Annotated in this window: 10 protein-coding genes and 2 pseudogenes; 8 read left to right on the top strand and 4 right to left on the bottom strand. The window is 61.5% G+C overall.

The window, feature by feature from the left end; genetic code table 11:
* Window positions 1–181 (bottom strand): annotated as a pseudogene (locus ACQKPE_RS10235) (alkene reductase); the annotation flags it as partial.
* A 119-nt stretch (window positions 182–300) separates the two neighbouring features.
* Between ACQKPE_RS10235 and ACQKPE_RS10230 the strand changes: the two are divergent.
* The gene (locus ACQKPE_RS10230) at window positions 301–1,236 is read left to right on the top strand and encodes a LysR family transcriptional regulator (protein WP_427665451.1); all 936 of its coding nucleotides are present in this window, start codon (window positions 301–303) and stop codon (window positions 1,234–1,236) included.
* Between the two features lie 11 nt (window positions 1,237–1,247).
* Here the strand turns inward: ACQKPE_RS10230 and ACQKPE_RS10225 are convergent, their stop codons facing one another.
* Window positions 1,248–2,171 (bottom strand): LysR family transcriptional regulator, encoded by a 924-nt coding sequence (locus ACQKPE_RS10225; protein WP_427665449.1) that lies wholly within the window; start codon window positions 2,169–2,171, stop codon window positions 1,248–1,250.
* A gap of 125 nt (window positions 2,172–2,296) precedes the next feature.
* Between ACQKPE_RS10225 and ACQKPE_RS10220 the strand changes: the two genes are divergently transcribed.
* The 4 genes from ACQKPE_RS10220 (at window position 2,297) to ACQKPE_RS10205 (ending at window position 7,358) form a co-directional block, all read left to right on the top strand.
* Window positions 2,297–3,040, top strand: coding sequence for an SDR family oxidoreductase (locus ACQKPE_RS10220; protein WP_427665447.1), 744 nt, complete (start codon window positions 2,297–2,299; stop codon window positions 3,038–3,040).
* 127 nt (window positions 3,041–3,167) lie between these two features.
* On the top strand, window positions 3,168–4,541 hold the full coding sequence (locus ACQKPE_RS10215; protein WP_427665445.1) for a sigma-54 interaction domain-containing protein: 1,374 nt from the start codon (window positions 3,168–3,170) through the stop codon (window positions 4,539–4,541).
* Between the two features lie 173 nt (window positions 4,542–4,714).
* Window positions 4,715–5,863 (top strand): iron-containing alcohol dehydrogenase, encoded by a 1,149-nt coding sequence (locus ACQKPE_RS10210; protein ID WP_427665444.1) that lies wholly within the window; start codon window positions 4,715–4,717, stop codon window positions 5,861–5,863.
* Between the two features lie 58 nt (window positions 5,864–5,921).
* Entirely contained in the window at window positions 5,922–7,358 is a 1,437-nt protein-coding gene (locus ACQKPE_RS10205; RefSeq protein ID WP_427665442.1) for a hypothetical protein, read from the top strand.
* 83 nt (window positions 7,359–7,441) lie between these two features.
* Here the strand turns inward: ACQKPE_RS10205 and ACQKPE_RS10200 are convergent.
* Window positions 7,442–7,579, bottom strand: a pseudogene (locus ACQKPE_RS10200) (phage infection protein); the annotation flags it as partial.
* Window positions 7,580–8,210: 631 nt separating this feature from the next.
* On the opposite strand from ACQKPE_RS10200, the gene ACQKPE_RS10195 reads away from it, so the two are divergent.
* On the top strand, window positions 8,211–8,441 hold the full coding sequence (locus ACQKPE_RS10195; RefSeq protein ID WP_427665440.1) for a hypothetical protein: 231 nt from the start codon (window positions 8,211–8,213) through the stop codon (window positions 8,439–8,441).
* Between the two features lie 17 nt (window positions 8,442–8,458).
* On the opposite strand, the gene ACQKPE_RS10190 is transcribed toward ACQKPE_RS10195, so the two are convergent.
* Complete coding sequence (locus tag ACQKPE_RS10190; RefSeq protein WP_427665438.1) at window positions 8,459–10,327, bottom strand: sigma 54-interacting transcriptional regulator; 1,869 nt, start codon at window positions 10,325–10,327, stop codon at window positions 8,459–8,461.
* A 203-nt stretch (window positions 10,328–10,530) separates the two neighbouring features.
* Here ACQKPE_RS10190 and cynS point away from each other — a divergent pair, with 203 nt between their 5' ends.
* The gene (cynS, locus tag ACQKPE_RS10185) at window positions 10,531–10,971 is read left to right on the top strand and encodes a cyanase (RefSeq protein WP_427665436.1); all 441 of its coding nucleotides are present in this window, start codon (window positions 10,531–10,533) and stop codon (window positions 10,969–10,971) included.
* Between the two features lie 65 nt (window positions 10,972–11,036).
* Window positions 11,037–11,861, top strand: coding sequence for a formate/nitrite transporter family protein (locus ACQKPE_RS10180; protein ID WP_427665434.1), 825 nt, complete (start codon window positions 11,037–11,039; stop codon window positions 11,859–11,861).
* Window positions 11,862–11,891: the final 30 nt, after the last annotated feature.

Below are 11,891 nucleotides of genomic sequence, written 5' to 3'. Positions count from 1 at the left end.
CGCGGGAAATGGGCGTGCCTTCGGAAATGATCAGCCCGGCGGTAGCCCGCTGGGTGTAGTGCAGCGCGATTTGCTCGGTCGCGATGTCTTGCGGGGCGCGCGAGCGGGTCATCGGTGCCATCACCATGCGATTGGCGAGGGTCAAGCCGTTCAGGTCGTAGTGCGCAAAAAGGTCAGCCATCAGGAACTCCAGGTTCAATTTCACAGAGATGGCGCACAGCTTATTGGAGAATAAAGCGTTGATAGGTGGCGGTTTCTACGAAATGATGTGACTGAAATTCATCAATGAGACGTCGCGACATGCATGCCTCCGATCGACTGAAGGGGATCGATGTCTTCGTCAGTGTCGCCAATGTGGGCAGTTTCTCTGGGGCCGCCGAGCGGCTGAACCTGACCAATTCGGCAGTCAGCAAAAGCATCGCGCGCCTGGAGGCCCGCTTGCAGGTTCGCCTGTTCAACCGCACCACACGCAGGCTTTCCCTGACCGACGCAGGCGCCGAGTACTACCGCACCTGCGCCGAGGTGCTGGGCAGCCTCGAAGAGGCCGAGCAGTCGCTGCACGCGCAGGACACCGAGCCGCGCGGCCGGGTGCGGGTAGAGCTGCCTGCGGCCTTCGGCCAGGCCCACGTGCTGCCGCTGATGCTCGAGTTCCTCCAGCGCCACCCCTTGCTCATGCCGCATGTGTCCTTCTCGGACCACTTCATCGACCCGGTCGAGCAAGGTGTGGACATCGTCGTGCGCATTGGCGGGCCCGACGCCTGGTCGGCCCTGCTGGGCCATCAGTTCCTCGGCCATCAACAGCTGGTGTTCTGCGCCTCCCCTCGCTACCTGGCGCAACACGGCACGCCCCAGGATGAAATGGACCTGGAGCGTCACCAGTGCATTGTCTACGGCTACACCGACGGCAGCGTCATGCCTTGGTACTTCACTGGCGGGCAGCCGGGCAATATCGAACGGCGGATCCTGCGCGGCCGCATCGCCGTGGGGGACGGCCATGGGATGCTGCTCTCGGCCCTGGCGGGTCTGGGCGTCGCGCAGTTGCCTACCTGGCTGGCGAACCCGCACCTGGAGACGGGGGAGCTGGTGCAAGTGCTGCCTGAACGGGTGCTCGATGGGCTGCCCATCAATATCGTCTGGCTCAAGAGCCGCCAGCACCTGCCGCGGGTCAAGGCTCTGCTCGAGGTGCTCGGGGCCTGCCTCACGACGCTTGGCTGGGACAGGAAAGGCATTGCGTAAGCCTATGTGGCTTAACGACCGGCATTGTGTGGGGTACTGTCCAGTCCCTCCGCGAGATGCTGCGCCAGCAGGTCATACACCCTGCGCACCCGCGCAGGCACCGGGCCGCGCTGCGGGCGATAGATGAACAGCTCCACCGGTGGCGGTGCGTGCTCTGGCAGCAGCGCTACCAGCCGGCCGCAGGCCAGGTGCTGCCTGACCAGGTGGTCGGGCAACTGGGAAATACACAGGCCAGCCAACGCTGCCTCGCATTCGACTTCCTGGTCGTCACTGGTGAAAGCGGGCTGGCTGGGCACGAATTGCAGCCCATCGGCGAAGTACCAGGGCCATATCCGCCCATTGTTACGATCGACCATTGCGGAAATCGGCAGGTTTTGTAGCTCCAGCGGGCTACTGGGTAACTCGCAACGCGCCAGCAACTCGGGCGTGGCCACCACCTGTAGGCCGATCGGCGCAATTACCCGGGCAATGTAGCTGCGATCACGCAGCAGGCCGATGCGAATGCCGATATCGATACTCTCGTCCACCGCATCCACCCGCACATCGCTCAGGCGCAAGTCCAGCTCGATCTCGGGGTGCTCGCGTACCAGCGGCGCCAGCAAGGGCACCAAAAAGCGATGGCCGATGGACTGCGTCACGGTGATGCGCACCCTCCCCCGCAAGGCTTGGTCGCGGGCCTGGGTGTGCAGGTCGAACAGTTGGTCGATACCGCCGAGCGCCGGTCGTGCCTGCTCCGCCAAGCGTTGGCCGAACATGCTGATTTGCACCTGGCGGGTGTTGCGATGGAACAACGGTTCGCCAAACACGCCCTCCAGCTCCTTGATCGCCCGGGTGACCGCCTGCGGCGAAATGCCCAGGCAATGGGCGGCCTCGCGAAAGCTCTCGGATTCGGCCGCGCAGCAGAAGATGCGCAGCAGCTCGGTGCGGTTGGACATGGAATTGTTCCTTTTTTTGGAATTCCTAAATCCTAACTATTCCATTTTTTTCAAGGAAGCTTTTTCCCATACTCCTCTCCAACGCAGAACGCTTCTGCCCAACCCCCGACACTATGGAGATCGACATGAGCAACAACATCAGCGACAAAGTTGTGGTTATCACTGGCGCCAGCAGCGGCCTGGGCGAAAGCACCGCACGTTACCTCGCCGCCCGTGGCGCCAAGGTGGTGCTGGCGGCGCGCCGCGCAGAGCGCCTGCAGCAGCTTGCCGAGGAAATCCGCGCTAGCGGTGGCGAGGCGCTGCCGGTGGTCACCGACGTCACCGTCAAGGAGCAGGTGCAAGCGCTGATCGACGCAACCATCAGCCGCTTCGGCCGGGTGGATGTGATGATCAACAACTCCGGCCTGATGGCCATCGCGCCCATGGCCCAGGGCCGCACCGATGAATGGGACCGGATGATCGACATCAACATCAAGGGCGTGCTCTACGGCATTGCCGCTGCACTGCCGGCCATGCAGCAGCAGAACAGCGGGCACATCATCAACGTGGCCTCGGTGGCCGGCGTCAAGGTATTCGCCCCGGGTGGCACGGTGTACAGCGGCACCAAATATGCCGTACGTGCGATCACCGAAGGGCTGCGCATGGAAGTTGGCGGTAATATCCGCGCCACTTTGATCTCGCCGGGCGCGGTGGACTCCGAGCTCAAGTTCGGCAGTAACGACGAGGCTTCGTCGAACAACGTCAAGGAGTTCTACAAGCAGGCGATTCCTGCCGAGTCGGTAGCCCGCGCCATCGCCTATGCGATCGAGCAGCCAGCCGAGGTGGATATCAACGAGGTGGTGCTGCGTCCGACCGTACAGGAGTTCTGAGGTCCGGCGACGCCTTGTTGACGACGTGGCCTTCACACCCCGAACCCTCGAGCCAGGGTTCGGGGTGTTCCTGTAACCTACCCCATTCGCCAAGGCCAGTACCTTTCGAGTCTTCATGGGGCAGTTCATGAACATCAACGACATAGGTTTCGAAGCGCTGTTGAACGCCTTGCACGATGGCGTCTACATCACCGATGGCCAGGGCACCACCCTGCGGGTGAACCACGCCTACGAGCGCTTGACCGGGCTGAGCAGCGCCGACCTGATCGGCCGCTCCATGCAGGTGCTGGTTCAGGAGGGCGTGATTTCCCGGTCGGCCACCCTACGCGTGTTGCAAGAAGGCCTGCCGGTGTCGGTGATGCAGAGCCTGAGCCATGGCAAGCAACTGCTGGTCAGCGCCACGCCGATTTTCGATGGCGACCACAAGATTCGCTACGTCGTCAGCACCGTGCGCGACATGACCGAACTGCTGCGTATCAAGCACGAGCGCGACGAGCTTCACCAGCTCAAGCTGCTGCGTCACAGCACTGCCAGGCTGCATGCCGGCGTGCGTGACGACCTGCTCAGTGCCTTGGCCGACGCTGACGAGCACCTTCCGGGGCAAGTCTTCGCCCAAGCCCGCCAAGTGGCGCGCAGCGACGTGAAGGTACTGCTCCAGGGCGAGACCGGGGTCGGCAAGACGCTGGTCGCCAAGTACATCCACAATGCCAGCGAGCGCGGCAAGGAACCCTTCCTCGCGCTGAACTGTGGTGCCCTGCCGGAAAACCTGATCGAGGCCGAGCTGTTCGGCTATGCGCCGGGGGCGTTCACCGGTGCGGGTCCAAAGGGCAAACGCGGCCTTCTGGAGCTGGCACACAAAGGCACGCTGTTCCTCGATGAAATTGGTGACCTGCCGCTGTCGGTGCAGGTCAAGCTGCTGAAGGTGATCGAGGAAAACCAGTTCATCCCGGTAGGCGGGCTCGACTTGAAGGTGGTGGACGTACGGATCATCAGCGCCACCCACCACGACCTCAAGCGCCGGGTTGCCGAAGGCCTGTTCCGCGAAGACCTTTACTACCGCCTCAATACCGTGCCAATCAAGATTCCCGCGTTGCGCGCGCGGCAAAACGAAATCCCGGGGCTTTTGCATTTCTACCTGGGCTCATTCAACCGCCGTTACCAGCGAGAGGTGCAGTGGAGCCTGGATGCGTTGGACCTGCTGTGCGACTACCCGTGGCCGGGCAATATTCGCGAGCTGATCAATGTAGTGGAACGCATGGTGGTGACCTGCCAGGGCGATGTCATCAACGCGCTGGACCTTCCCGAAGAAATCTTCAGTCTCGACCAACAGCCAGCGAACCCTCACCAACAGCCCCTGCGCAAGGTGGTCGAGCAGGCCGAGCGCGCCGCGATCCGCGCCGCTTTGCGCCAGTACAAGACGACCCGCCTGGCAGCGAAGGCCCTGGGGGTCAGCCAGGCGACCATCGTGCAGAAGATGAAACGGTGGGAGCGCTCTGATTGAAACTTCAATCGCTCAAGGCTGAGCGATCATAAAACTAATCAAGAAAACCACCGCGTAGAACCTGGCCCTTGCGCCTGCCCGCTTTAGCGCGGGCCTTTGCCGAAGCTGGCACAGCCTTCGCTATGTCCTGTTGCGTCGCTCTAGCGTAAACAACAATTACACAGGACTAGCCGATGACCACTCATGCTTTCAAAGTCGCCAATAAACTGATCACCGGAGAAGCTGCCATCGAGCAGCTGTCCGCTGAGCTTTCGCGCTTGAACATCAACAACCCGCTCATTGTCACGGACGCCATCCTGGTCAAGTCCGGCGCGGTGGACAAAGCGCTGGCGCACCTGGGCCAGCGCAAGTACGGGGTGTTCGATCAAGTCCAACCTGAACCGGAAATCGCCATTGTCGAGTCGTGCACCCAGGTGTTTCGAGAAGGCGAGCATGACGGGCTTATCGGGCTCGGTGGCGGGAGCGCTATCGATATCGCCAAGGGCGTGGCGGCATTCGCCGGGCACGACGGGCCGCTTGGCGAGTTGTTCGGGGTCGACCAGGTCAAGAAAAAAGGCCCGCCGCTCATCGCCATTCCCAGCACGGCCGGCACAGGTTCGGAAGTGACCAACGTGGCGATTTTTTCCGACAAGCAAGCGCAGTTGAAAAAGGGCATCGTCAGCGACTTCCTGCTCCCCGATGTCGCGCTGGTCAGCCCGCTGATGACCTTGACCTGCCCTCGTTCAGTCACTGCGGCCAGTGGCATCGATGCATTGGTCCACGCCATCGAAGCGTACCTGTCAGTCAATCGCTCCGCCATTACCGACGCCATTGCACTGGGCGCGATCAAGCTGATCAGCCGCGCCTTGCCCAAAGCATTCGCCAACCCTGACGACCTGCAAGCCCGGGAAGACATGGCCACCGGCAGCCTGATGGGCGGCATGGCCTTTGGCAATGCCGGGGTTGGCGCGGTGCACGCATTGGCCTACCCGCTGGGCGGGCGTTTCAATATTGCCCATGGCGTGAGCAATGCGCTGCTGCTGGCGCATGTCATGCACTGGAACAAGATCGCCTGCGCCGAGCGCATGCGCGATATCGGCGAAGCGATGGGCTTGCGCCTGTCCCAACTGAGCGACGCACAGTCTGCCGAGGCTACGGTCCAGGCCATGGCCGAGCTGTGCCGCGCCGTGGATATCCCCCAAGGGCTGCGCGCCTTTGATATCCCGCAGGAGGCCATCCCGGTGATGGCCGAAGAGGCCAGCAAGATCGACCGCCTGATGCGCAACAACCCACGCAAGCTCAGCGTCGCGGATATCGAGAAGATCTACCGCAGCGCCTATTGAGCCGCTGGCCCGCGCGCCCTCCAAGCCCTTCCAAAAATAAAACAAGACAGGTGAAGATATGTCCACGCCCCCCGTGTTGCCGGAAGAAACCCGGCATATTCCGCTTGGCCCGTTCAAAGTCAGGCTGCCGTTCGTTCACTACAAGATCGAGTGGCCGGATTACTTTCAAGGGCTGCTGATGTGTGCCGTCGACCTGGCGGCCATTCCATTGATGACCGAGTTGCTGGGCATGCCGTTCGAAGTGGCGCTGGCCGTGGTGATGCTCAACGGCCTGCTGTACCTGGCGCACCACCTGCTCGGCGACCCTACCGTGCCGGGCTGGATCACGCCGGCGGTGCCGCTGCTGATGGCCTATTGCGCGACGTTCCCGGAAGGCCCCGAGCGTGTGCATGCATTGATTGCCTTCCAGCTGATGCTCGGCCTGCTTTCCATCGCCCTGGGCGCCACGGGCATGGCACGCAAGGTGTTCCTCTACGTGCCGGCGGCAATGAAATCCGGGATCATCGTCGGCGCCGGTTTCAGTGCGGTGATCGCGGTGTTCCAGGTCAATGGCAAGTTCGACGCCTTTCCCTGGACCATCTCCATCGCAGTGGGCCTTGCGTTCTACCTGATCTTTTCCCAACACTTCCACGCCCTGAAGCAGAGGAACTGGCTGTGCTGGAACTTCGCCAAGCTGGGAATCTTGCCCATCGTGTTGCTGGCCGTGGTGATCGCGCCCTTGTTCGGCGAAGCGCCTTGGCCGACCATTCAATGGGGCATCAGCACGCCAGACTTCGCCGGCCTGTGGAACGACTACACGGTATTCGGCCTGGGCATGCCGCCGTTCGAGATGTTCATTTCCTCGATTCCCACCGTGCTGGCGGTGTACATCATCGTCTTCGGCGATGTGTTGAGTGCCAAGGCATTGCTCGACGAGGCCGAGCACATTCGCAAGGACCAACCTATCGACTACGACCCTGATCGCGCGCACCTGATTTTCGGCGGGCGCAATGCACTGATGAGTATCTTCGGCCCGGACGTGGCCATGTGCGGCCCGAAATGGGCGGCGATGCTGGTGGTGGTGATCGAGCGGTTCAAGGGTGGCCCTCGGGCGATGCAGTCGATCATCGGCGGCATGGGCTCGTTCCGCTGGGGCACTAATACCGGGCTGTTGCTGCTGCCGGTAGTGACCTTGGTCCAGCCCATTCTCGGCGTGGCACTGGCATTGACCTTGCTGATTCAAGGCTATGTCAGTGTGCGTCTGGGTATTCTCGAGGCCCGGAGCCAGCGTGACCTGGGGATCGCTGGGGTGATCGGGGCGGTATTGGCGATCAAGGGCGCAAGCTGGGCGTTTGCCGTGGGCGTGGTGCTGTGCCTGTTGATCTACGGCAGAAACTTTTTCCGTGGGGAAAACGATGGGACTTTCACCAAGCCTGAGGTACTGCCTGCAAGCCCTGGCGAGACATCTGCGGATCAACCCTCGGTGACTTCGGCATCGCAGACCAGCGTTTCCTGAAAAACCAAGGACCTTCTCAACTGCGCGAGCGCTCTGAGGGGCTGCTGTGTCGTACCGGCAGCAGCACCCTCAGAAGCACGTTAGGCGACACGGTTGTTGCGTTCGATCAAGCGATCGGAGCCGCCTTCGGCAACGCGGTTGTTACGTTCGATCAGGCGGTCGGAGCCGCCTTCGGCAACGCGGTTGTTGCGTTCGATCAGGCGATCGGAGCCACCTTCGACGATAACTTGTTGAGCGGAAGATACGGATGGATTGAAGTCGGTAGAGCGAGGCTGATTATCCACGACATTAGCGTGAACATTGGCAGCGAGGATCGACAGGGTCAGACTCAGCAGCAGTTGGGTTTTCATGATTCGGCGCTCCTTAGGAAGCTAGAAAGTGGGTACGGAGCCAATGTTACGCTGTCGGAGCCAATACAGAAGTTCATGTGGTTAATGGTAAACATCACCCAATTCGATACCTGACTTAACCGCTCTAATATGAGTGTTTCGTGGCTTTCCATCCGCGACGTAAGCGTGGCGCGCACCAATACTTACGGTGCAGATGAAGCATTTCATTGAGACGCCGAATCATATGACCAAGAAACTGCTCTAACTTATTTAGCCGTGCTCTATCAGCGCGATTAGTTGCCTCAATAATCAAGCCCATCGATAACTCGAATCGCTAAGCATCGTTTCTCAATAATGCGGCCCATCGTCATGCTTGGCTCCAGTAAGCAACAGCAACATCTGGAGTCACTACCATGGCCACCGCCCTTCTCACTTCATTCAAACAAGGCGCCTACGCTGCGATCCTTGCCTACATCGTGTTCATCCTGTCGCTCACCGCGATCAATGTTCAGGGGCTGCTGTCATGACCTGCGCAAAGTTTTGGGTGATTGCCTTTTTCGTGCTCATCAACAACGGCTGCTCGTTGATGGGACACGGGGACAGTTCGGTCGGCGGTGTGGCCAGAAGCATCGAATCACGTTCAGAAATCGCCAGCGCCACGGCGCTGCTAAGGGCGCAGAAAGTCAACGCCGGCGACTCGCCGCCAGACCTGCAACACGCGATGCTGGCCAGGTTCACCTGGGCGCAGGTCTGAGGGGCCGTCGGTCGAGATCAGTCGCCTTTGTAAGTGCGTGGGTCAATGCCCCACTTCTTCAGGCGCGACGCCAGTGTCGTAGGCTTGACGCCCAGCAGTTGAGCCGCCCCGCCCTCCCCTGAGACCTTGCCCGAAGTGCGTTTGAGCACGTTGATGGCGTTGAGCTTCATCTGCCGCTGCCAGTCTTCATCGGCCGTTGGCGTCGTGTCGGGCGACGCCTGGGCTGCTTCTGCGTGACGTAAGGCGGGCGTTACGGCCAGTACTTCCTCGAAACTGATCCGGCCCTCGCGCGCAACGATGGTCTGGCGCTCGATCACGTTCTGCAATTCGCGGATATTGCCCGGCCAGCTGTACTGCTCGAGCAGTTGCACCTGTGCCAACGGCATGCGAACCCCAGGCTTGTTGAAAGCCTGGCTTGCGCGCTTGAGGAAGTGGCTGGCCAGCAGCGGTATGTCTTCCAGGCGCTCGCGCAGCGGAACCGAGCGAATGGGGAACACATTCAGGCGAAAATACAGGTCTTCGCGGAAGGTGCCTTGGGCAACCATGTCGCGCAGGTCGCGGTTGGTCGCCGCGATCACCCGCACGTCCACCGCGCGGGTGCGGTTGTCGCCGACCGGCTCGAACTGCTGGTCCTGCAACACGCGCAGCAGCTTGCTTTGCAGCTCCAAGGGAATTTCCCCGACCTCGTCGAGGAACAAGGTGCCGCCGTCGGCCAGCTCGAAACGGCCCACGCGGTTGCTGACAGCGCCAGTGAAGGCGCCCTTGAGGTGCCCGAAGAACTCACTCTCGAACAGCTCGCGCGGCACGGCGGCGCAGTTCACCCGAATCAGCGGGCGGTCGGCACGCCGGCTGCTGGCGTGGATGGCGCGGGCGATCAGTTCTTTGCCGGTGCCGGACTCGCCGCTCACCAACACGTTGGCATCGGTGGGTGCCACCAGCTCGATCTGCTGGATCAGGTGCTTCACTGCCGGGCTCTGGCCGACGATCTCGTGGTGGTTGGCCTGGGCGTTGATTTCTTCTTGCAGGTATTGGTTTTCCAGCTCCAGGCGCCGCTGCAACTGCTCCACTTCGCTCAGCGCCTCGCGCAGGCGCGCTTCGGTGCGCTGGCGCTGGCGAATGTCACGAAACAGCACCACAGCGCCCACCAGCCGGCCCATTTCGAAAATCGGCGTGCTGGTGTACTCCACGGCAATCGGTTCGCCATTCTTGTGCCAGAACACTTCATGGTCGACGCGGTGCACCTGGCCATCGGTGAACGAGGCATGGATCGGGCACTGGTTGACTTCGAAGGCACGTCCGTCGCGGTGGCTGTGATGGAACAGCTTGTGCGCGTCCTGGCCGATCATGTCGGCGGCGCTCCAGCCCAGGATGCGTTCGGCGGCGGGGTTGATGAAGGTGGTCTGGCCACGGGTGTCGAGGCCATAGATGCCCTCGCCCACCGCCCCCAGGATCAAGCGGTTCTGCTGCTGGATACGCTCGAAGACCTGGCCGATGCGCTCCCAACCCACGTGCCCAAGCCGGTGCTGGCGGCGCGCCTCGGCGCGGTTGCGGCGTTGCTCCAACAGGTCGCGGCGCTGGGCCATCAGCAGGATGCGCTGGCCCTCCACGGCGCGGGCGATGACCTCCACGGCGTGATGACGGTGTTGCAGGTCGACCAGGATCAGGTCGTCCGACCAGCCTTCGCCCTGGGTCAACACTTCGTCGCTGAAGCTCACCCAAGGCGCGATGGTTTCGCGCAGGAAGTGGCTGAACCTGAGTTCGCCTGGGTTTTCCGAGGGGCAGCCCAGCAACGCCAGTGCACTGGCGTTGGCCTGGACGATGCGGTCTTCGAGAGGGTCCACCAGCAACGTGGCGATGGGCGCGGCGGCGGTGATGTCTGGCGGCATGGGAAATCCCGAAGCTTAAATTTACGAAAAATCGTCAAAGCACTCGCGATATTTCGTTATTTACGAAATATCGTCAATGCCGAATGCGCATTGAATTTTAAATAATTCAATAAAATCAATAAGATAAATCGAAAAACAAAGTTGGCACGTCTCTCGCTATTACCGGTGTGGGCTTACACACCAACTTTCGAGAGACGCACAACATGAACAAAGTCGAAATGCACCACCTGATCATGGCTGCCAAGGCACGCAAGGGCTTGAGCTGGGACGACCTCAGCGCGGCGGTGGGCAAGGCGCCGGTGTGGCTGGCCTCGGTCTGCTACGGCATGAACAGCGCGCCACGGGAAGTCGCCAGCCACCTGTGCGAAGTGCTGGAACTGGACGCTGAAGTGGTCCAGGCGCTGGTCGACTTCCCGGTCAAGGGTTGGGACAAGACCGTCCCCCAGGACCCGCTGATCTACCGCCTGTACGAAGTGGTCGGGGTCTACGGCCCAACCCTGAAGGACGTGATCCAGGAAAAATTCGGCGACGGCATCATGAGCGCCATCGATTTCTCCATGCACGTCGAGAAGGTCGAAGACCCCAAGGGCGACCGCGTCAAGCTCACCCTCAATGGCAAGTTCCTGCCCTACCGCTCCTGGTAAGCGAACCTGACCTGCGGCATCCGCTGTCGGGTGCCGTCCACCGCTGAGTGCCGAGGGAAAACCCCATGTCCTACCTGCTCCCCACCGAATTCGTGACCAAGATGGTCGATGCCGGCGCATCGAAGGTCCATATGTCCACCCGCGACACCTTGATCCGCGGCTACATGGCCGGAGCCATCCTGGCGCTGGCCGCCGTGTTCGCCGTGACCATCGCGGTACAGACCGGCTCCGCGCTGCTGGGTGCGGTGCTGTTCCCGGTCGGCTTCTCGATGCTCTACCTGATGGGCTTCGACCTGCTCACCGGGGTGTTCATGCTCACCCCGCTGGCACTGCTGGACAAACGCCCTGGCGTGACGGTACGCGGCATGTTGCGCAACTGGGGCCTAGTGTTCGTTGGCAACTTCGCGGGCGCCCTGACCGTGGCCTTCATGATGGCGTTCGTCTTCACCTATGGCTTCAACGCCTCCCCCGGCGCCGTCGGGGAAAAGATCGCCCACATCGGCGAGTCACGCACCCTGGGCTACGAGCAATACGGCGCTGCCGGCTGGCTGACCATCTTCCTGCGTGGGGTGCTGTGCAACTGGATGGTGTCGATGGGTGTGGTCGGCGCGATGATCTCGACCTCGGTCAGTGGCAAGGTCATCGCCATGTGGATGCCGATCATGCTGTTCTTCTTCATGGGCTTCGAGCACTCGGTGGTGAACATGTTCCTGTTCCCCTCGGCGATGATCATGGGCGGCGGTTTCTCGATCATGGACTACATGGTCTGGAACGAGATTCCCACGGTGCTGGGCAACCTGGTCGGCGGCCTGGCGTTCACCGGGCTGACCTTGTACGGCACGCATATTCGTACGGCGGGAAAAAAGGACACGGCGCTCGCCTCCTCCTGAAGTACCCGATGGCAGGTTGCCGGATCACCT

This window comes from Pseudomonas sp. NPDC089554, assembly GCF_050280645.1.
GTDB lineage: Bacteria > Pseudomonadota > Gammaproteobacteria > Pseudomonadales > Pseudomonadaceae > Aquipseudomonas.
This window is presented reverse-complemented; position numbering and strand designations above follow the sequence as displayed.